The 22,061-nt window shown below is 45.3% G+C and carries 18 protein-coding genes and 1 tRNA gene; 11 read left to right on the forward strand and 8 right to left on the reverse strand.

What is annotated here, in order from left to right:
- Positions 1-46: 46 nt before the first annotated feature.
- Complete coding sequence (locus BM099_RS07210; protein WP_090726795.1) at positions 47-1,075, reverse strand: quinone-dependent dihydroorotate dehydrogenase; 1,029 nt, start codon at positions 1,073-1,075, stop codon at positions 47-49.
- Positions 1,076-1,140: 65 nt separating this feature from the next.
- Positions 1,141-1,362: a DUF2835 domain-containing protein gene (locus tag BM099_RS07215; RefSeq protein ID WP_090726247.1), complete on the reverse strand. Its 222-nt coding sequence runs from the start codon at positions 1,360-1,362 to the stop codon at positions 1,141-1,143.
- Positions 1,363-1,525: 163 nt separating this feature from the next.
- On the opposite strand from BM099_RS07215, the gene BM099_RS07220 reads away from it, so the two are divergent.
- Together BM099_RS07220 and BM099_RS07225 are read left to right on the forward strand one after the other, a co-directional pair.
- Positions 1,526-3,223: a BatD family protein gene (locus BM099_RS07220; protein WP_090726248.1), complete on the forward strand. Its 1,698-nt coding sequence runs from the start codon at positions 1,526-1,528 to the stop codon at positions 3,221-3,223.
- A gap of 21 nt (positions 3,224-3,244) precedes the next feature.
- The gene (locus tag BM099_RS07225; RefSeq protein ID WP_090726250.1) at positions 3,245-4,168 is read left to right on the forward strand and encodes a potassium channel family protein; all 924 of its coding nucleotides are present in this window, start codon (positions 3,245-3,247) and stop codon (positions 4,166-4,168) included.
- Here BM099_RS07225 and BM099_RS07230 read toward each other — a convergent pair.
- Positions 4,110-5,021, reverse strand: a complete 912-nt coding sequence (locus BM099_RS07230) for a TIGR01777 family oxidoreductase (protein ID WP_090726251.1) — start codon at positions 5,019-5,021, stop codon at positions 4,110-4,112. The genes BM099_RS07225 and BM099_RS07230 overlap by 59 nt on opposite strands.
- Before the next feature lie 87 nt (positions 5,022-5,108).
- Between BM099_RS07230 and BM099_RS07235 the strand changes: the two genes are divergently transcribed.
- From BM099_RS07235 to BM099_RS07250, 4 genes are all read left to right on the forward strand, one after another.
- Complete coding sequence (locus BM099_RS07235; protein ID WP_090726253.1) at positions 5,109-5,720, forward strand: riboflavin synthase subunit alpha; 612 nt, start codon at positions 5,109-5,111, stop codon at positions 5,718-5,720.
- Between the two features lie 82 nt (positions 5,721-5,802).
- Entirely contained in the window at positions 5,803-6,489 is a 687-nt protein-coding gene (locus tag BM099_RS07240) for a YciC family protein (RefSeq protein WP_177201107.1), read from the forward strand.
- A 62-nt stretch (positions 6,490-6,551) separates the two neighbouring features.
- Entirely contained in the window at positions 6,552-7,796 is a 1,245-nt protein-coding gene (locus BM099_RS07245) for an HDOD domain-containing protein (protein ID WP_090726257.1), read from the forward strand.
- 344 nt (positions 7,797-8,140) lie between these two features.
- A complete protein-coding gene (locus tag BM099_RS07250) occupies positions 8,141-9,652 on the forward strand; it encodes a DUF3360 family protein (protein ID WP_090726259.1) in 1,512 nt (503 codons plus the stop codon).
- 221 nt (positions 9,653-9,873) lie between these two features.
- On the opposite strand, the gene BM099_RS07255 is transcribed toward BM099_RS07250, so the two are convergent.
- From BM099_RS07255 to BM099_RS07270, 4 genes are all read right to left on the reverse strand, one after another.
- Positions 9,874-12,009 (reverse strand): TRAP transporter permease, encoded by a 2,136-nt coding sequence (locus tag BM099_RS07255; RefSeq protein ID WP_090726260.1) that lies wholly within the window; start codon positions 12,007-12,009, stop codon positions 9,874-9,876.
- A 92-nt stretch (positions 12,010-12,101) separates the two neighbouring features.
- Complete coding sequence (locus BM099_RS07260) at positions 12,102-13,130, reverse strand: TAXI family TRAP transporter solute-binding subunit (RefSeq protein WP_090726261.1); 1,029 nt, start codon at positions 13,128-13,130, stop codon at positions 12,102-12,104.
- 304 nt (positions 13,131-13,434) lie between these two features.
- Positions 13,435-14,799: a sigma-54-dependent transcriptional regulator gene (locus BM099_RS07265; protein ID WP_090726263.1), complete on the reverse strand. Its 1,365-nt coding sequence runs from the start codon at positions 14,797-14,799 to the stop codon at positions 13,435-13,437.
- Entirely contained in the window at positions 14,792-16,876 is a 2,085-nt protein-coding gene (locus BM099_RS07270; protein WP_090726264.1) for a sensor histidine kinase, read from the reverse strand. Before BM099_RS07270 ends, BM099_RS07265 begins: the two co-directional genes overlap by 8 nt.
- A 138-nt stretch (positions 16,877-17,014) precedes the next feature.
- Between BM099_RS07270 and BM099_RS07275 the strand changes: the two genes are divergently transcribed.
- From BM099_RS07275 to BM099_RS07295, 5 genes are all read left to right on the forward strand, one after another.
- Positions 17,015-17,857, forward strand: a complete 843-nt coding sequence (locus BM099_RS07275) for a prephenate dehydratase (RefSeq protein ID WP_090726266.1) — start codon at positions 17,015-17,017, stop codon at positions 17,855-17,857.
- A 411-nt stretch (positions 17,858-18,268) separates the two neighbouring features.
- A complete protein-coding gene (gene lysM, locus BM099_RS07280) occupies positions 18,269-18,706 on the forward strand; it encodes a peptidoglycan-binding protein LysM (protein WP_090726268.1) in 438 nt (145 codons plus the stop codon).
- A gap of 129 nt (positions 18,707-18,835) precedes the next feature.
- Positions 18,836-18,911 (forward strand) — tRNA-Thr (locus BM099_RS07285).
- Between the two features lie 123 nt (positions 18,912-19,034).
- The gene (locus tag BM099_RS07290) at positions 19,035-19,856 is read left to right on the forward strand and encodes a polyphosphate kinase 2 family protein (protein ID WP_090726270.1); all 822 of its coding nucleotides are present in this window, start codon (positions 19,035-19,037) and stop codon (positions 19,854-19,856) included.
- Positions 19,857-19,996: 140 nt separating this feature from the next.
- Complete coding sequence (locus tag BM099_RS07295; protein WP_090726271.1) at positions 19,997-21,262, forward strand: DEAD/DEAH box helicase; 1,266 nt, start codon at positions 19,997-19,999, stop codon at positions 21,260-21,262.
- A gap of 59 nt (positions 21,263-21,321) precedes the next feature.
- Here BM099_RS07295 and BM099_RS07300 read toward each other — a convergent pair whose 3' ends face one another.
- Complete coding sequence (locus tag BM099_RS07300) at positions 21,322-21,969, reverse strand: class I SAM-dependent methyltransferase (protein WP_090726273.1); 648 nt, start codon at positions 21,967-21,969, stop codon at positions 21,322-21,324.
- Positions 21,970-22,061: the final 92 nt, after the last annotated feature.

Consider the following 22,061-nt stretch of genomic DNA (forward strand, 5'->3'; position numbering starts at 1 on the left):
TGCAATCTCTTTTAAAAAATTAAGCTCCTCTATGTGAGGAGCTTTTTTATTGTGCTGGCAACGCCTGAATGGCTCTGACCGAGTCACTGATTAATCCCGGGCCTTTATAAATAAAGCCTGAATAAACCTGAACCAGACTAGCACCTGCTTCGATTTTTTCAGCCGCGTCAAAACCTTCAGTAATCCCCCCTACACCAATAATCGGCAACGCTCCATCAAGCGCTTTCGACAATGAACGAATCACTTTGGTCGACTTATTGCGAACAGGTGCACCACTTAATCCACCCGCCTCGCGCTGCAATACAGAATCCTCAACACCTTCCCGTGACAGTGTGGTGTTCGTTGCAATCACACCATCCATTTCATAGGTTTTTAGGGATTCTGCCACCATTTCTATCTCTTCATCCGTCATATCCGGCGCAATTTTTACTGCAATCGGTACATATCTATCATGAAGATTGGCTTGCTTGGCCTGCTCATTTTTAAGAGATTCCAGTAAGGTATTCAATGAATCACCAAACTGCAGCGTTCTTAGCCCCGGGGTGTTAGGAGAAGAGATATTGATCGCCACGTAGGAAGCTCGTGAATACACTTTTCTCAGACAGTAAAGGTAATCGTCATTTGCATGCTCATTGGTTGTATCTTTATTCTTACCAATATTTATACCCAGCACACCCTTGTAGCGAGCCCGATCAACATTCGCCAGTAGGGCATCAACACCCAGATTATTAAAGCCCATACGGTTAATAATGGCGTTATGTTCAGGTATACGAAACAAACGTGGTTTGGGGTTTCCCAATTGAGGACGTGGAGTTACAGTGCCTACTTCAATAAAGCCAAAACCCATAGCAGCCAAGCCATCAATGGCTGACCCGTTTTTATCCAGCCCCGCCGCCAAGCCAACAGGATTGGGGAAACGAATGCCCATTACTTCAGTAGGAACTTCAAGCTTTTCGGCGCCCATCAATGCCGGCAATCCGAGGGCCGCAGACACATTCATAGCATTCAAAGCTATCTCATGTGAACGCTCCGCATCCATACTGAACATAAGAGATTTTGCCAAGGTATAAAGCATAACCAAACCGTTTTTTAAAAAAGAATGCGGCATTATAACGGCGCATCGCCTGTTTTACATCCCGCCTATCCAATTCGCTCAATTCTTTTGAACTTTCCAGCGACATCAAAAACTATTTTAAAGCTTCCGACGATGCCGTTATGTAGCAAAAATGACTGCAGGATATCCGCGGGGAAACGCACTGTCCGGCCATCTCTTGCACGTGTACTGACCATGCAGCCGGGGTTTCGATACTGTTTGATGTATTCATCGGGTGATATACGGATATCAACAATAATTTCATTCATGATTTTTTTTGATAAGAAGTACAGAGATAAAATATAGTGTACGTCGAAATTATTTCCAAATCTTCCTTCACTGATGTATCGATCAAGTCATTGATATAAAAAGCAGCTTAATGAATAATGAAAATTCGTTTATCGACTAGTCAGCCTGGATCACGATCACTGAATGCGAATTCTCTTAGTTTTTTTAATGCTTATTGCGTCCGCTGCACGCGCAGACGTAAATACATACCTCAACAAATACAGCATCTCCATCCACGATACGGTTCGCTTAACCATAGAGTCGACTCAACAAGGGCAACCACAAAGACCCGACCTTTCCATACTGACTCAAGATTTCGACTTACTCGGTAATAAGAAAATAACCATATCCAGTTTCCAGGGCAATACCCGACAGGCAACCACTCGCTGGCAAGTACTTTTGCGCCCGAAAAAAACCGGTCAATTGCAAATTCCGGCATTTTCTGTCAACGGTAAACTAAGTACCCCGATGGTCCTGCTGGTAACAGGGCAAGCCAGTACTGCGACGACACCTAGCCCACCTGCAACACCATTAATGCAACCACCGGTATTCATTGAAACAACGATTGATCATACTGAAGCCTATGCAGGCAGCCAGTTAATCTATACGGTTAAATTATTTCATAAAGAACCATTAAATAAAAATGCCGCATTGTCAGATCCATTTATAAATCAGGCACTTATTCTTCCCGCTGACGATGTAAAGCGCAGCGAAACTCTCGTCAAAGGACAAGCTTATTTTCTTCAAGAGAGACGCTATGTCATTTTCCCTGACGAGCCAGGTACACACCTAATCGAGCCTCCCCTCTTTTCCGGAACCTCTCTCAGCGATCAGTACTTTGAAACACGAGGCAGTGAAATTGAGATAGCTATTCTGCCAAAGGCCAACAGCAACTCACAAGGCTACTGGCTTCCATTGGAAACACTGCAACTTGAAGAATCTCTGGATAAAAGCACGCCTCTTGAGCCTGGCAGTTCATTAATCCGAACCTTAACACTGACAGCTCACGGCCTCCCAGCTGCTCGCTTGCCTTCATTATCTTTACTGAAAAATGAACTGGCTGATCTGGAGCTATTAAAGACGGAGCTTGATGAAAGCTTTGATGATCAGGGACTGGTAAGCCGACGCACTGAAACCATTAAAATAACGGTGACAGAAAGAGGTGAGGTCACATTACCCCCTATCGACATACACTGGTGGGACACCTACGAGGATCGCAGTAAAATAGCCTCCCTGCCACCCGTTATTCTTCAGGTGAACGCAGCGCCTACACGACTTGAGCCCCCTGCTATTGCCACCAGCGCCAAGTTGCAAGAAATTAACGCCCCATTAGTGCCAGACGAGACAACAGTCCCGGCTCTTCTATCAGCAGCAGCTCACAAAAAAGAGTCAGTCACACACATTCCTTTGATCGTCTTTTTGGCCTTGGTTAGCATTATTTCCTCTCTCGGTTGGCTGTACAGTTACCACCATCTGCGAAAGCTTAAATTAGCGTCTATAATGAAACGTCAAACGGTCACCGAACGCCTGAATGAAAAGAAAAAACAGTCACACTTTCTAGCAGAAAAAAATACTTTTCAGGCATTAGCCTTGGCATGCCAACAAAATAACGTCGATATTAGCCGTCTGCGTTTAATTGAGTGGGCTCAGCATTTCTGGCCAGAAACCTTTATTGAAAATGCGGAAGATATAAGCAGACTGGCGAATAACCAAACACTCGACTTTCTTATCATCGATTTAGAGCAACACCTGCACTCCCATGAGAAATCGTTATGGCAAGGCGACCTTTTACTGCAAGCAATCGAAACCATTCGTAAACGCCGGCTCAAAGGCAAGGCGTGACAGTAAGATAAGGAGCGAACAATGACATTTGAACGGCATCAGGCTTTTCTTGGTAAGTTAGGTTTCGGTGGTGTCAGTGAACAGGAGAACTTTAAAGCTCAAAGCTGGTCGCGACGCCTCGAAGGCCCCATGATATTTGTTGCTGTGTGGATCATCGTCGATTGGTATCTGCGTGAGAAAGGCTTAGCAGCCCCGTCAATCACTTTTTTTACTGACTGGTTTATCTGGCTCTGCTTTATTGCCGAAACCAGTATTCTGTTATCTTTGGTTGATGATAAAAAACAATACCTGCTTAACAATTGGATGAACATCCTGATTATTCTGGCAGGCCTGCCGATTATTTGGGGCATGGAGACCTTCTATGCCGGGGCATTGAGAAGCTTACGGCTCCTGATTATGTTCGGTATTTTCCTGCGCATATCCACCGATGTACGTTCAATACTGTCACGCCACAACCTGGGACTTACGCTCTTTATCAGCTTTTTTATCATGTTATTTTCTGGTTTCATCATCTCAGGAGTTGATCCCGCTTTTGATTCACCACTAGACGGCATCTGGTGGGCCTGGGTGACCATTACTACGGTAGGCTATGGTGACCTGGTACCCAGCACAACCACCGGCCGCCTGTTTGGTGCCTTTCTGATTCTAATGGGCATCGCTCTCTTCTCAATGCTTACCGCAAGCTTTTCCGTCTTCTTCATCGAGCAGGATGAAGAAGCGATGTTAGCGCGTGAAAATGACAATATTCGCCGCATCACCCGCATAGAAAATCAACTCGAACGCATCGAAGCACAACTGAAACAAACCTTATCTCATCTGGAGCAGTCAACAGATAAGTTATCTACTACAGCGGCCGCCACTAACGATACAAAAACCGCTGAAAACACTACGGCTGATCTTTTTGAAGAACCGACTTTAGCGCCCGATCAAGGTCCGGATAAGTAAACTCGAACCCTGCATCTAACAAACGTGCCGGATACACCCTTTGCCCTTCAAGTAATAATTCACTGGCCTCACCCAGCAGAAGTTTCATCATGAAACCTGGCATCCTTACTTTTGCAGGCTTGCTCAACACAGTGCCTAAAGCCTGACTAAATATTTCATTAGTAACCGCATTAGGTGAAGTCGCATTGAAAGCGCCAAATAAGGTTTTGTGCGCCATCAAAAAACGGATAATGGCCACCTCATCCGACAAATGCACCCACGACATCCACTGCTGCCCATCACCAATCGGCCCACCAAGCCCAAATTTAAAAGGCGGTAACATTTTACTAAGCGCGCCTCCGTCTCCCAGTACGACACCGGTTCTCACTAGGCAGACACGGCAACCCAGCTGTTTTTCTGCACCAAGGGCTGCCTCTTCCCAATCACGGCATAAACTATGTGTAAAACCTGGCACAGGAGGGCTTTTTTCAGGCAAAGGGGCACCGCCTTCATGTGATCCATAATAGCCAATGGCAGAGCCACTGATAAAAAATTCCGGTCGGGCAGAAGCCTGCTTCAATTGCTCTATCAGAGTACGGGTAAAATCAATTCGGCTGTTTCGTAGCAGCTGTTTACGCTCTTCACTCCAGCGCTTATCCACAATAGGGGCGCCCGCCAGATTTATAACCCCATCGATACCCTCAACTATCTGACCGACTTTCTCAAGACCAACAGTAAAGACTGTACCGCCAAAGCCCAGAATCGTTTGTTCTGGCGAACGTGTAATAACCGTGACCTTGTGACCATCGCCCAATAAAGACTTGACCAAAGCCGTGCCGATAAAACCTGTTCCACCGCTTATCAGATAATGCATGCGAACCTCCTAAGGTGCAGGTATTTTTAGTCTATATACGCTATCCTCTACCTTCCAGATTAATCGCAACACACAGGAAAGGTAAAGATGTTTACAGGTATTGTGCAGGGACTGGCAGAAGTCATCGCACTCAACAAACGTGACCAATTTATGCAAATACGAGTTAGTTTACCCGAGGGCCACACTAAAAACCTGCAAACTGGTGCAAGTATTGCTATTAACGGCACCTGCCTGACGATTACTGAGTTCTCTCAGAATGAAGTTCAATTTGACGTGATAGAAGAAACCCTTCAGGTCACCAACCTTGGGAAACTAGAAATTGGAGATCGTATTAACTTTGAACGCGCCGCTCGCTACGGTGATGAAATTGGCGGGCATCAATTATCGGGGCATATATCATCCACTGCAACCATCAGCCAAATAATCCGTACACCGGACAACTGTACTCTCTGGTTAACAGCGCCTGCAGAATTGATTCAATACATCATTCCTAAAGGTTTTGTCGCACTAAACGGCTGCAGCCTGACCACAGGGGAAGTTCAGGCGTCATCGTTCAGCATCCACCTGATACCGGAAACACTCGCGGTAACGACATTTGGCAATGCTAATATCGGTGATAAAATCAACCTCGAAGTAGACCCTCAAACTCAGGCTATCGTTGATACAGTCAACCGTTTCCTTCATAACCGCAATCTATAATCCATCGCAGATAAATACATTACTTATGAATACTTTTGAATACCTAAGGCAAAGTTTTTTCTTTTTTAAGCAAAACTTTACAATGATTGCAAAAATTCAATTACCGTTCCTGATTGTTCTCAACGGCTTGGCATTATCCATGGATATCAACGCCACAGAAACCGATGATTTCAGGCAGCAAACCGCTTACATCTCTATTTTGAGCCTGTCATTTCTCCCCATTTACTGGGGTGCTACCATCTTATATATGCAGTCAAAATTAAGTAACTCTGCACTCACTGCCTCTCAGGCCATCATTGCCAGTCTATCGTTCTGGCGCAGTCTGCTATTTACTTTTATTCTTACCTCATTTGCGGTGTTTGGTGGTTTACTGCTATTGATCATTCCGGGTGTATATATCGGCGTTCGTCTGGCTTTTGCTGATTATATCTGCGTCCTTGAGAAACAAACCCCACTCAATAGCCTAAAACAAAGCTGGAAAGAAAGTGCCGACTATTTCTGGACGCTGTTACCGGGCATGGCGATTCTTTTTACCGGCATACAATTAATTGAGATGCCTATCGCTCATACGTTATCGTCAATGGAAGACCGCAATCTGATTCTTGAGCTTCCCATTGTTGCCATTGTCGATTTATTAGGCGCCTTAATTACTGTCTTTGGTTTTCGTATCTATTGTGTCATGCGCGAAGAAAACAAACCCAAAACCACGGGAACAGACGACCTCACTGATAACACTGACAACACTGACAACACTGACAACAAGGAATAACAGTCGTTATTTGTGATAAAAGCGTCATTAAAATACATTGATTTAATGCAGAGACCCATGCGATGTCTATAGAACAAGCTCATACTGAAACTAACATCAGGATAATGCTACTGGACCCGCATGGTGAATACTTAAACTGGTCAAGCGCACTCAAGCAAACAGATCGTAATTGGCAAGTTTTTTGTTTTGATGATCCTGAGGCCCTGATGTCTCGTTTAGAAATCTCGCATTGCGACGCTATTTTGATCAGCAGCTCAACCAAAGACTATATTGAAATTAATCTACTGCGCAGAGTTCAGGAAAGGTACCCTGATATTTTACGCTTCCAACTAGGCAGCAAGCTGGAAACCCCAAAAGAATCAATTCAAAAATTAGAGCTAACACATCGCATTTTTCCAGATCCTGCCGATGTAAGCAGCATTACGCAAACGATCGAGTACTTGTTCAAAGTGACACGGCTTATCAGCCGACCCACGCTGATACACTTCATCAGCCAACAGAGTAAACTCCCTGCGGCGCCCTCTGTTTTTAATAAACTAACACAAGCCCTCGGTTCTGATACGACAGATGCCAGAAAAATTGCGGAGATTGTGGAACAGGACCCGGCGCTGAGTGCAAAGGTCATTCAATTGGTTAACTCGTCTTTCTTCGGCTTACCACGTCAAATCAGTCATATTTCTGAAGCCGTTTCTATCATTGGAACTCGTATGCTGCGCGGGCTGGCGCTATCCAGCCAAACATCCAGCACTTACCCTCCTCACAAAAACTGGAAATATTTTTCATTTGAAAAAGTTAATCACCGATCTTTGCTGGTAGCCAGGCTCGCACGTGAAATCTGTCAAGATGTCGGGGCTGACAAAGGAATAACCGAACAAGCTTTTTTAGGTGGTTTATTACATGACATTGGCATTCTGATAATGGCTTCTCAAGACCCTGCCGCGTACCTGAAGGTTCTACAGTACGCAGTTAAAGAAGAAAAACCGATTCATTCTGCAGAAAGAAAAATCACCGGTGTCTACCATGGCGAAGTCGGCGCGGCATTAATGGCACTCTGGAATATACCTTCGCTCACGGTTGAAGCCATATTATTCCACCCTATTCCTCATTTATCAGCAGATCAGACCTTTCAGCCATTAACCGCTGTACATGTTGCCGATGCGCTGATTCCTCCCGCCTGGCAGCAAAAAACAGCTAAAATGAATAGCCAGCTTTCACAAGTCTATCTTGAAAGAATAGGCCACCTGGGTGACCTGCATCGCTGGAAACTGATGGCATATGATTACAAACTACTGATGCAATCCAGCTAAACGCTTAATAAACATCCTGAAACATTAAGAATTATTATTTGTTAATAGTATTACGATTGGGATACGAAGCCGCTGGGTTATTTTCTTATACGCACCTATTTTCGACTCATCATTCTTCTTGCTTTTTAAATCAAGCAGATTGCTACCCTTACCACATTATGGTTTTTACTCTACCTATATTCGACTAAATTAGTTGTTTTTCGGGCGTTTATTTCCTGAACGCTACGACTAATTATTGTCGTCATATGTGACTATTGTTGCTTAGTTAGATGTGCAGCGTTGAGATAGGATATGCATGCTGCAAAGCAGCATCACTTTTTTAGCTAGTAAGCAAAGGAACTGTCATGGGCAATATTTCTAACCCCACACATGAGCAAAGTTCTGTGCCTCAACAAAATGAGGATGAACTTAATTACGAGCAAAAACATAAGCCGAGTTCAGATTTTAATACGAGAGAAGAATATTTAGAGCACGAATTGCAAATAATGGCGCCTAAACGCTGGCGGCCTAATTTGCCTTTCAGAGATTATCGATTTGAGCCAGAAGACAGTATACCGGCAATGGCGGGTACTATTGGTAAAGTGGTAATGGTGGGCGCAATAGCCGCAACCTTTGCCGCTCCTCTTGGGCTTGATGAAAGCTTTATTTTAGAAAACGTGCGCTATGAATTGCTCATCGCCTCTTTCTTCATTATTATTTTTTCGGGCTTTCTACTGCCCACTGCTAACCTGGCAGGTACTCATGGTCCGCTAATTCCTCTGATTCCTATTGTGGTCGCCGCAGGCGGTCACCCTATGGCATTTGGACTACTCATTGGTGCTTTTGGTTTGATGTTGGCCATCAGTAAAGGCGGAAGCATGCTGGCAAACCTTACCAGTAAGGGCGTTTGCGGTGGATTATTGCTGTACCTTGGGTTTGTCGGCACCATTTCGCAGGTTAAAAAGCTGTTCACCTGGGGTGAAGACATCGGTATGACACACGTTCCTTTTGTGGTCATTCTGTGTACGATTATATTGTATGCATTACTTGAACATTGGCGAAAACGTTGGTTAGCGGTACCGCTGAGTTGCTTACTAGGCGGAACCCTGGCCTTTGCTATGGGCGCGCCTTTTGAGTTTAAAACCGGTCCTGGCTTACCTAACCTGAACCCAATGTATTGGTGGGGCGAAAATTCAGGTTGGATGCTTGGTTTACCGACTGTAGAGAGTTTTGTTGTGGTACTGCCTTTCGCTATTTTAGCCGTGGCAATGTGGTCTCCTGATTTCTTAGGGCATCAAGTATTTCAAAAAATCAGTTACCCTGAACGCACTGAAAAGGTACAAATGAACATTGACGACACCATGACCAGTGCGTCTATTCGTCAAACCTTCGGTTCCCTGTTAGGTGGGGCTAACTTTGCGTCGTCTTGGGGGACATATATAGTTCCAGCGGCTATCGCTAAGCGCCCTATTCCTGCAGGAGCGTTACTAACAGCCCTGTTTTGTATAGTGGCTGGTCTATGGGGCTACCCCATGGACTTAGCGATATGGCAACCCGTGCTTTGCGTTGCATTAGTGGTGGGGGTATTTATTCCGTTGCTTGAAGCCGGAATGGAAATGACCCGTGAAGGTAAAACAACACAATCAGCAGCGATTGTTGTATTTGCTTCTGCACTGGTTAACCCTGCTTTTGGTTGGTCGCTTACGATGCTGCTTGATAACCTTGGCTTGGTTGGGTGTAAAGAACGCAGCGCGGAGCTAACCAAGATGACTCGCTGGATTATACCGGGAGTTATGTTTGCTCTGCTAACAACCGTCATGGCTTCGGTAGGCATGTTGCCGGGTATTCCTGCATTAATTTCTAGTTTCCGCCACTAAAAATTACTGGCTAAGCCCTATGGGCTTAGCCAGGTTTTATGCAACTTGACTGGAGCTGTCAGCCCGCGTTTAACGACATTTCTCTGGTAGTCGCGAACGATGGGGCTGTCATACCAGGCAGAAAGGAAGGAATAAAGATGCGGCTATTTGTATGCACTAACGCAGGAGTTACAAAACAAATCTCTTGCGCTAGTGCCGGATAGTTAATTTAGCTTACTGGTTTAGGTAGTCACCGGTTTAGCTTCTGAGTCACGACGGCTATACATAAACACCGCAACAAAAACAGCCAACGATATCAGGTTGATAACAATCATATGGTGCGGCCAGAGCAAACCAAGACCCGCCGCGCCAGAGATCAGTCGCATTATCAAGGATAAACGTCCCTCTAAATAACCTTCCATAAACCCGACTAAGGCGTACATACCAAACAGTGCAAAAACAAAAATTGTTAACACTTCAACAGCTGACCCACCAATGAAATTGGTATAAGCAAACAGCACAGGTACAACATACAGACCTTTTGCAATTTTCCATGCCATAACTCCTGTTGCCATCGGAGGAGTCCCGGCAATGGCAGCCGCCGCAAAAGCAGTTAAACAAACCGGCGGGGTGACATTGGAGTCTTGTGATAACCAGAAAATAATCATATGAGCTGACAATAACAACATCGATAAAGATACCGGATCTATCGCCTGTTGTAATATCTGGCCTTTTAAGTCAGCCGGGATCATATCAACTAACCCAAGCGCACTCGCTTCAGACATAGGTGCCGCAAGTAATGCCGCTTTATCCATATCCACCAGCATGAAGAATGATTTCGCCACCTCTGGCAAGGTTCCATCTACGATCAGCTGTACTAACTGCATTTCTGCCATCAGGTTATATAACGCAGGCGCAGACAAGGTAGCTAATACAATATAGGCAGCCGTTACCGGTAAACCCATACCAAGCACTAAGGATGCCAACGCTACCAGCACCAGTGTAATCAGCAGACTACCGCCCGCCCACTCTGTTACCATTAACGAAAAGGTATTACCAATACCCGTCATCGCAACCACATTGACTACCAGACCTACAGCGATCAGCAGTATGGCCGTTGTTGCCATATTTTTAGCGCCTTGTGCCAAGGCGTCCAAAATGTCTTTCACACCCATCGGATGCTTCGACAACCAAGAAGCCACAATCACGGACAGAATTGAAATACCCGCAGCGTAAGTGGGCGTAAAACCATAAATAAGCAGTCCTACCAGCACTCCCAGTGGCAACAGAAAATGCCAGCCCTCTTTTAATACCTCTTTAGCTGGACGGCTATCCAGCTCAACAGCATGTGCATGACTGCGCTTCGCTTCAACACGTACATAAAAACCAACTGACATGAAGTACAAAAGCGCCGGCAAGGCTGCAATCGCAATAATATCAACATAAGGAATCTGGGTATAAGAAGCCATAATGAAGGCACCCGCTCCCATTACTGGCGGCATCAACTGCCCCCCTGTAGACGCAGCTGCCTCAACACCTGCCGCAAATTTAGCGGGGAAGCCCGCTTTACGCATCAACGGGATAGTGATTACCCCGGTAGAAACAGTATTAGCAACAGAAGAACCTGATACAGACCCCATTAAACCCGATCCGAGCACAGCAACAAATCCTGGGCCGCCGATAAAACGGCCGGCAGCACAGCGCGATAACTCGATAATAAACTCACCGGCGCCTGATTTAACCAAAAAAGCACCAAACAAAATAAACATAAATACATACGTCCATGAGATACGAGCAATCTGCCCGAACATTCCCTCAGACGAAAAATAACTGCGGTACATAACGGTTTCAAGGCTAAGGCCGGCAAAACCAAACATGCCATCAATATAAGGCCCCCACCAAAACACATAGGTTAAGGCGAACAGGATCATTGTTGGAATAAACCAGCCTGTGGTGCGGCGCGTCAGTTCCAGCGCAATACCGATGGCCATAATGGAAAACACCCAATCCCAGGTCGAGAATTTAACCCCTCGCTCATACAACGCGTCCTCAAAACCAATCAGGTATATCGCACAGGAAATAGCAGCTAAGCCCAGCAGAATATCTAATAAAAGAATGGATCCTTTCGCACCCGCCTGTCCTTTCACCATCGGAAACATCAGAGAGCAAAGCAATGCAAACCCACCAAAATGGATCGCAGAAACCCACAATTCAGATAATGTCCCCAAGGTATTAAAGTAAATATGCGCAATAGCAAAGACGACGCCGGCCCAGTAGATAAAACGGCCAACAAGGCTAGTATCATCGCGTTGCGCCAACTCCAGACTTTTCAGTTTTTCAGCAGTACTCTGCTCATCAGCATTCGATGCTTGAGTCATAATCGCTCACCCGTGATGTTGGATCTGTTTGAAAATAATGACAAAGAAATAGCCGATGCAGCCCTGGCTGGGCCACATCGTGTTTTAACAGATTATTCCGCTATCAGATGATCAGGAATGGTCAATCCCATCTCTTTGTAATAACGTGCCGCACCTGGGTGCAATGGTAAAGGCAGACCTACAATCGCTTTTTCCAGCGACATCGCTTTAGTTGCTTTATGAATTCCATTCAGAAACGGAAGGTTTTCATAAAATGTTTTTGTCAGTAAATAAACATCATTTTCTGAGACGTCATCGCGCACTGCCAGGAAGTTAGGCTGTGCCATTGTGTTGATCTCTTTTGTTTGCCCAGGATAAGTGTTAGCCGGGATGTTAAAACGAGTCCACAGCTTATAATGACCGTTAGCTCTTTCGATCTGTTCATCGGTAAAGTCAAGAACGGTAATATCGCTGCCCGTAGAAGCATATGCGCGTGTAATGGCAGATGTTGGTACACCTGATGGGATATTCATGCCTTCAATTGTACCGTTTTGCAGAGCATCTGCTGATGATCCATACCCCATATACGCCATATTAAGCGACTCAGTATCAATTCCCAGATTATTCAGAATGGCCAGCCCAGAGCCTTCTGTACCCGAGTTTTTCTTACCGATAGAGAATTTCTCACCTTTCAAAGCACTCAGATCATCGATAGTACCCGTCTTGGCGAACTTGCTCTTGATCACAAATTGCTCAACATTTTGCCATAACATGGTAATAGAACGCAGATTTTTCTGTGGACCAGCATTAGCTAACTGGCCTTCTCCCTCCCATGCCCATGCACCATACAGTCCTTGCAAAATAGCGAATTGCGCTTCATTTTCACCCATTAACTTAAGGTTCTCGCCTGAACCTGCAGAGTTAATAGCTGACAAAGAGATTTTATTAGTGGGTTCGAGCTTAATTTTTGCCAATGTTGCTAATGCAACGCCCACTGGATAATAAGTACCACCGGTTGAGGCGGTAGCCAGAATATAGGAACGTTTCTCTTCAGCCTGAGCCAATCCGCTGACGCCAGCTACCGTACTCAACGCAACAGCCATTGAGAGTGTTTTAATCAATGAGCGTTTACTAATTTTCATTCTGCCACCTTATTTATCTATTTATTGTTGTTTAACAAATATAACACGAATATTTTAGTTAGAATTCAGATTACAGATAGCGAATATCGGGCCAACAAACGCAACCCACTGTTTTATATCAAATAAATAAATTTAAAATTATTAGTTACCAATAAATGAGCACTTTTTGGCTGATTACCCAAGAATGAATAAGCAAAAAATGGCTTATTCAGGAAATCACCTCAGTACCTGATGGTTAAAAGGCTGCAGCGATATCAGCAGGACAAGAAAGTGAGAAGAGAACTTCTGATGAGCTATTTATTGCCTATTCCTTAAAATCCGTTCTGCTGATCCCATAACGAATCATTTTTTGATTCAAGGTCCGACGCGGCAGATCAAGCTGCTCCATTGTATCCTTGATACTTCCCTGAAACCGACTTAACGATTCTTTAATGACTTGCGCTTCAAAATTGGCCACCTGAGTCGCCAATGACACATCGCGAAATGGACGAGACTCAGTCGCAGACATACCTTCCGCTGATAACAAAATATCTGCAACGGACAAGTCTGAATCTAAGGAATAGCGAATAGCGAAATTTTTTAACTCTCGTACATTGCCGGGCCAGTGATAGCTGGTTAATGTGGACAGGTCATTAGCAGAGAGCGTTCGCTGTCGCTTGTCATGATCCACGGCCATAATTTTCAAATAGTGATTAAATAGCAGCGGGACGTCTTCAAGCCGCTCTCTTAAGGGAGAAATATGCAGCTGTGAAATATTCAGGCGATAAAACAAATCCTCTCTGAAGTTATCATCTTCTCTCAAATCAACTTTTGCCGCCGCAATCACACGAAGATCGACACTGATAGGATTATTTGAGCCTAAACGCTCAATGATGCCCTCCTGAAATGCACGCAGCAATTTAATCTGCAAGTTCTGAGGCATGCTCTCTATTTCATCCAGAAACAAAGTGCCTTTATCAGAATATTCAAATTTTCCGATACGCTTCTTCGCAGCACTGGTAAAAGCGCCGGCTTCATGACCAAATAACTCGCTTTCTATTAACGACTCAGGAATAGCTCCGCAGTTGATTGGCACAAAGTTATTTGTTTTCCGGTGGCTGTATTCATGTAAACACTGCGCAACCAACTCCTTGCCAGTGCCGGTTTCTCCATAGACAATTACATTGGTATCCTGCTCTGCCAGCTTTAATAACTCCCGCTTCAGACGCTGAATAACAGGCGAAATGCCAATAATCTTGGTATCGATACCTGACTGAGATGCCAAGGTATGCTGAAGTTGCTGATTCTCCAATACAAGCCGACGCTTCTCACAGGCCCTGTGTACAGTCTCTACCAAACGATCAGGCACAAACGGTTTTTCAATGAAATCATAAGCACCATCACGCATCGAACTAATGGCCATATCAACATCGCCATGCGCAGTCAGCAATATCACAGGCAACCCGGGTACTTTTTGCAATATTGCTCGCATAAACTGCAATCCATCCATGCCAGGCATACGCACATCCGTGATAACAACCCCTGAAAATGAATCATCAATCATTGTTAATGCTTGCTCAGCAGACGCAAAGCTATCAACCATAAATCCGCAGATTTTCAACCATTGCTCGGTCGATTGACGCACTATTGCTTCATCATCAACCAACAGAACACGCTCACAATTATCCAATCAAAAAATCCTCTTTGCTGTTAACAGCTAACGGTAAAGAAACGGTAAAACACAAGCCTTGCGTGTGATTGCGGCTCACCTGAATGTTACCGCCGACGTCACGAATAATACTGTCCACTATCGACAACCCTAAACCTAAACCGTCGCCCATTTTTTTGGAGGTATAAAATGGCTCAAACATATGCAGTAACTGGTCATCAGTAGCTCCTTCACCACTATCCTGGACCTCAAGAACGGCTGTACCTTCAGCGCAACTAAGCCGTAGAGATACCTCCCCGGATGCTGATAACGGTATTGCATCAGAGGCGTTTTTAATCAGATTAGTCAGCACTTGCTCAAGACGCACCTCGTCTGCTTGCACCCAACAAACATCCAGATCGCATTCAAAAATACAGTTAATACGCTGTTCTGAAAAGAGAAATTCATAATGTTTTAATACGCGCTTGATCGCGGAAATTAATTCAGCGGTGCCACGTTTATCCGGATTTTTATAAGCAAATGACTTTAGCTGACCAGTGATCAGCGCCATACGGTCTACCAGACTGTTTAACAGATCAAGATTCTCGCTGAGTAGTTCAGGCTGTTCTTTTATACGCTTAACGATAGCAAGATAATTGCGCATCGCCGTTAATGGCTGATTTAATTCGTGAACAATCGCCGTTGACATTCGTCCTAATGCTGCCAGCTTCTCAGCTTGAACCAGATCGCTTTGCGCCGCTTGTAAGGCCTTAGTGCGCTCCGCAACTTTATGCTCAAGAGATTCATTGACCTCACGTAGCGTATGTTCCAAGCGTTTGCGGCGTGTAATATCAATCACCGTCACCAGGTAGCTGGGCTCAGGAACAGCGGTCATCATCCTGATTGAAAACAACAACGGAAACATCGATCCATCCGAGCGTTTACCGACAACCTCGTAGCCCGTAATGGGCGTAAACTCTCCCCGAGTCAAGCCATCTAACCAGCGTTTAAGCGGTGTAAACTGCTCAAGATCTGTAAATAATATATGTAGTGGCTGCCCGATAATCAGTGCCAGCGATACACCAAATTGTTGCATTACCATCGGATTGATAAAAACAATCGAGCCTCGCTTATCCACTGTAATCAACCCCACCTGCGCCGTATTAATAATGTAACGCTGTCGTTGTTCACTGTCTCTCTGGGCGCGGATAACGTCCAACTGCGAACGTCGTTTTAACCTGAATTCGCGCAAATAAAGTACAAGCAATGCCAGCGCCAAACAACCGCCCGCCACGGTAAAACCGACATACGAGGCGCGCTGTTCAGCCGCCTCAACCGGATTCAACGTTCCCACACTCCACCCCAAATCATCCAGCTCCACAGCCATATTTAATTTAACACCGCTTGCATGCTTCCATAGCTGTATATCCCGGCCATCATTCAGTGTCTCTGAGTGCAGCGGTGTCAGAGGCCAGAAATCATCGGCTCCCTGCGCTAAAAGCTGACTGGCAAACAACAACTGATCACCCTGACCCGACACATAAAATGAATAATCAGCAGAAAGTAGTTCGTTAATCTTGGAGATATCAAGCCGCATCACCGACACACCGATCAACATCTGACGATGATAAATAGGGGCTGAGAGGTAATAAGAGGGCCGCAACGGGGCTCCATCCAACATAAAATGCCGCCCCTGCTCACCAGAAATGGCCTGTGTAAAAAAAGGAGCATCCTGATAAATACGGGCAGCCTTCGGATCCTGGTCACGCCAATTACTATAAGCCACTACCCGTCCTGCTAAATCAAGCACTAGCAGAGCAGCAGAACCCGCCACCAGATTGGTTTGTTCCAGATAACGGCTGACGCGAATAATTTTGTCCGGATTAGGCTGAACCAACAGATCCTTGACATCACGGTTCTGTGAAAGCAGAAAAGGCAGGTATCGATACTGGTCAATGGCATTACGCAGTGCGCTGATAGTATCCAGTAAACGAACGGAACCTTGCTTGTGTACCTCAACCAATCCCCAATCGCGGGTATAAACATAGGATTGCCAGGATAAAATCAGACTACAAAGCAGCGCAACTATTGATAATGATATTGCTCGTTGTTTTCGCAAAGCCCCACCTTTTATTATGTTGTGTAGTCGCGCAGAATTCGTTCATATTATTGCTTAGAAAATTTCAACCTGTACGCATCCCTATGACATAATAACTGATTAATCGACTCACTACTGACTGATGGAAATCACTATATCATGAGCACTAACATCATTGCTTATCAAGGACACAAAGGCGCTTACTCTCACTTATCATGCCATCATGTTCATCCGGAGATGGAAGCCTTCGCCTGTGCAAGCTTTGTCGATGCAATGTTTATGGTTGAGCGCGGAGAAGCTCAACTTGCCATGATTCCACTGGAAAACTCTACCGCCGGACGTGTAGAAGAGATCTACCGTTTGATGCCTAAAACCCAGCTACACATCATCAGCGAACATTTTGAGCCGGTTAACCATTGTCTTCTGGCTAAAAAAGGCACCCGCATGGAAGACCTTCGTAAAGTGTCCTCGCATCCCCAGGCACTGGCTCAATGCGACAGCAACACCAAAAGCCTCGGGCTGATACCTATCGCCAGCCTCGATACAGCGGGCGCTGCAGAAGCACTACTGACAATGGACGAGCCAGGACATGCCGCTATCGCTTCCAGCCTCGCCGCTGAGCTCTATGGTCTTGAGATTCTCAGAGAAAACTTCCAGGATAAAACCGGTAACACAACGCGTTTTGTTATCTTAGCCAAAGATAGCCACATGCCAAAACTGGATACAAGCATCACCTTCATAACAACGATCATGTTCACCGTTCGCAATATTCCCGCCGCGTTGTATAAGGGTCTGGGGGGCTTTGCCACCAATGGTGTCAATATGGTTAAGCTGGAAAGTTATATGTCCTCCGATACGATGCAAGCGGCTAGCTTTCATCTGGATGTTGAAGGTCATCCGGACCAGAAAGCGATGCAATATGCACTTCAGGAACTCGATTTTTTTGCAAAAGAAGTGCGCATCATTGGCACTTATCCAGCGCATCCATTCCGTTTCAAATAACACAGAATTCTCAGAAAAAGCTCAACAAAAATGCAGCGCACAAAGATAAATTATATAAAACGCCTAATAAAATACTTATATATCAATAAGATAAGCAATTAATACTAAAGTATAATTGTGCACTGCACAATAAAAATCGATAGTGTTAATCGATAGAGGCATTCGTGTTGTTGTTTTCACGAAACCACGTATCTATCACATCCCTACTTTCAACTCTATCTATCCGAGTTGTCTTTTTTGCCCCTGTCTACAGGGGCTTTTTTTTCTGACAACCGACACTATTAATTAATTTCAGGTTTGAATCAATTAGGATTTTTTCATTTTTTAGCCAGCTAATATTCAGATTAATTATGGAATGATTACTCATTGATTATGCGACGCCTGATCAATTCAATTTAAAAGGAAAATATTATGGGCCTGTTTGATTTTGCTTCAAATCTCGGAAAGAAACTATTCGGTTCAAATGAAGACCCTGCTGAGGAAATTCAGAAACATATAGAATCAGATAACCCTGGCATCGAGGGACTGAGCGTCACCGTTGAGGACGGCGTAGCTAGCGTATCCGGCTCAGCAAAAGATCAAGCTGCTTTCGAAAAAGCGATCCTGATGGCTGGAAATGTCCAAGGCATCAAAGAAGTAAAAGCAGATAGTCTGCAACTGATGGATAATACAGCACTCAATGTCGAGTATTACACCATCCAGGCGGGTGATTCTCTTTGGGCCATTGCTCAGAAACATCTGGGTAATGGTAATGACTACACCAAGATCTTTGAAGCCAATAAGGAAGTTATTAAAGATCCGGATCTGATCTATCCCGGCCAGAAAATACGTATCCCAGTAGGCGAATAAGCCATTAAACACAGCGGATTGTACGCTTTTTATACAATCCGCTTCTCCTTGTTAATTATTTGAAATTAAATCGTTTTAGGGCTTGATCAAAACGATTCATGTCATTATTATACGCCCACTTCACACAGCGCCGGTATAGCTCAGCTGGTAGAGCAACTGACTTGTAATCAGTAGGTCCCGAGTTCGACTCTTGGTGCCGGCACCACTTATAGCAACATCCCTCTATTTCCCAAATACACCTAATACCTTAACTGCCTGGCCTCTCGCTTCGTTGAGATAGCGACCAACAGCGTTTACACTCACGTTAATTCAGTTGAGTGAGCAACCCATGCAACATCCATCAGATATTCTTTTAGAAAAAAACATCACCACCCTGTCATCGCTTTGCTTTAAACAAGCCCGCATCGCTAAGAAGAAAATCTATCAACGCAAGCTAAAAAAATGGCAACGCAGACTGTTAGATGTACAGCAGGCCTACTACCACCAAAATAGACGCGCCATCATTGTTTTTGAAGGCTGGGATGCCAGCGGCAAAGGCGGTGCCATCCGACGTGTAACAGAACGACTCGATCCTCGCGGTTTTCAGGTTCACCCGATTGGCGCACCCACCCAGGAGGAACAAGGAAAACATTACCTTTATCGCTTCCAGACCCGCCTGCCGTCTCCGGGTAAAATCGCAATATTTGATCGATCATGGTACGGACGCGTGCTGGTAGAACGCATTGAAGGGTTTGCCGGCAAACCTGAATGGCAAAGAGCCTATCAGGAGATTAATGAATACGAGCGCATGCTGACGGACGATAATGCAAGAATCATCAAAATATTCCTCCACATATCAGCAGAAGAGCAGCTAAAGCGTTTTTCGGAACGATTGGGCAACCCGATTAAGCGCTGGAAGCTGACAGAAGAAGATATCCGCAACCGTCAACGCTGGCCCGCATACGAGCAGGCCATTAATCAGATGTTTAAGCGCACCTCCACGCAAACATCTCCCTGGCATCCTATTGCCGCAGATCATAAATGGTATGCCCGACTAGAAGTATTAAAACATATTGTTAAAACCATGGAACAAGGGGTGGATTTGTCTCCACCGCCCGTCAATCCGGATGTTCTGATAGCAGCCAGACAACAGTTGGGGCTTGATGTATAACTTAAAAAAGCACTGCCAGGGAGACACATAAACAGCGCGCCTGCTGCTTAGTCATAGCACTTAAGCAGCAGATCCTGTAAGCTGCACGACCGCCAGAAAAGGCGAACCACCCTGTAATACACATCAACAAGAGATATTCTATGAGTTTTGCCTCCCTGGGCCTGTCCGCACCTATCCTCGACGCTGTTACTGAAAAAGGCTACACCATCCCTTCTCCTATTCAAGCTCAGGCTATTCCTGCTGTACTTGAAGGCAAGGACGTCATGGCAGCTGCACAAACAGGCACAGGAAAAACAGCGGGTTTTACACTGCCCTTGCTGGAACTGTTATCCAGAGGTAACCGCCCAAGGCCAAACCAGGTTCGCGCTCTGGTACTCACCCCGACACGCGAACTCGCAGCACAAGTCAGCGAAAGTGTTGAGACATATGGTAAAAATTTAACATTGCACTCCACTGTTGTTTTCGGTGGCGTAAAGATCAACCCGCAGATGATGAGATTGCGTAAAGGCGTGGATATTCTGGTTGCCACGCCTGGCCGCTTGCTTGATCTATACAACCAAAGAGCCATTAAGTTTGATCAACTGGAAGTTCTGATACTGGATGAAGCAGACCGCATGCTGGATATGGGTTTCATCAATGACATTAAAAAAATCCTCGCGCTGCTGCCTAAAAAACGCCAGAACCTGATGTTTTCTGCGACGTTTTCTGACGATATCCGAAAGCTTGCAAAAGGCTTGGTTAACAATCCTGTCGAAATATCTGTCACGCCACGCAACGCCGCAGCACCCACCGTGGAGCAATGGCTTTCACCTGTCGATAAAAACAGAAAACCTGCTCTGCTGATCCAATTAATCAAAGAACACCAATGGAGCCAGGTACTGGTTTTCACCAAAACCAAACACGGCGCCAACAAACTGACCAAAAACCTGGAAGCAGCCGGCATCAAAGCAGCCGCTATTCACGGCAATAAAAGCCAGGGAGCGCGAACCAAAGCGCTGGCTGACTTCAAAAGCTATTCTGTACAGGTGTTAGTCGCCACTGATATCGCAGCACGCGGATTAGATATTGAGCAACTGCCTCAGGTAGTGAATTTTGACCTACCTAATGTAGCAGAAGACTACGTACACCGAATTGGTCGTACAGGACGGGCAGGTTCCACAGGCCAGGCCATCTCATTAGTCTGCGCTGACGAATTTAAACTTCTCGCTGCCATTGAACGCCTGACCGGAAAGCTGCTGGATCGTAAAGATATTGCCGGCTTTCAGCCAGTCAATGCCTTGCCGGAGTCACGCCTGCAGCGACCAGCACACCCTAAACGCCACAAGAAACCTAAACCAGGACACAGAGACGGAGTACGCTCGGGAGAAAATGCTCGCGGCCATAATCCGACAGCCAACAGAGCATAGGCTCATTAGGTAGATTCATAACAGCAAAATGCCGGCCTCATTGAGACCGGCGTTTTCAATTACCGCAAATAATGTAATACCTGCCCGGGAAAAGGCTTATCAAGATAGTCTGTAACCGGTTTGTTCTGACTGTGCGTATAGCCAAGCGCTGTCATTTGCTTACTAAAACGCGCATGATGCCCCCGCCCGGGATCGACCAGAATAACCTCACAATGCGGTTTAGCATGCTGATCGATAAAAGCAGATAACAGTGCAACATGTTCTTGTTCATAGAGAAGATCGCTGCCAACGATGACATCGAATACGCCTAATCCACTATCAGCATCACCCCAACCGGTTCGGGTAAAAGGTATCACCTCTCCCTGATTGAGCAGTACATTTTCTCTTAAAAAATTTCCAGCCTCAGGGTGATAATCGGTAGAAGTGATATTGGCATGGCGGTGGTTCAATAACAAACTGGTGAGGCCAATCCCGCAACCCACTTCTAAAATCCTTTTACCCTCAATCTCATAATCAAGCATAAAATGCGCAAGCACTTGGCCTGATTCCCAAACAATACCGAATAACGGCCAAGTCGCAGATGAAATGCCCAGCGCCTCGGCAGCACCCTCTTCATCCAAAAACTGCTGGTTATCACGCAAAGTGCGCAGATGTATATCGATCTCACCAAACTCAATGGTTTGATAACTCAGACGCAAGGCGGCCATATAATACCTAATCAATTAAAAAGCAAAACGTGCTTATCTAAAAGATTGATTCGCTACGCATTACAACCACTTTACTCCTGTTAGGTTTCAAT

This window comes from Neptunomonas qingdaonensis, assembly GCF_900113275.1.
GTDB lineage: Bacteria > Pseudomonadota > Gammaproteobacteria > Pseudomonadales > Balneatricaceae > Neptunomonas > Neptunomonas qingdaonensis.